General features: G+C 69.4%; 1 pseudogene. It reads left to right on the plus strand.

From position 1 onward, the window contains the following. Positions 1-242 (plus strand): annotated as a pseudogene (locus F6S12_RS33505) (MFS transporter); the annotation flags it as partial.

Raw genomic sequence — 242 nt, forward strand, 5'->3', positions numbered from 1 at the left:
TGCCTGCCCCTGGGGGGCGGCCGCCGCAACGGCAGCCCGGCTCCCCTGGCCGGGCTCTGGAACAACCGCCGCGCCTGGCTGCTGGCGTTGTATTTCGGCCTGGTGAACTGCGGCTACATGAGCATGGTCGCCTGGCTGCCGGCCTACTACCTGCAGATGGGCTGGAGCGCCAGCCAGAGCGGTTCGCTGCTGGCCTTCATGACCCTGTTCCAAGTCAGCGCCGCTCTGCTGATGCCGGCCCT

It is taken from the genome of Pseudomonas sp. JV245A (genome assembly GCF_032424515.1).
In the GTDB taxonomy this organism is placed as follows: Bacteria; Pseudomonadota; Gammaproteobacteria; order Pseudomonadales; family Pseudomonadaceae; genus Aquipseudomonas; species Aquipseudomonas protegens.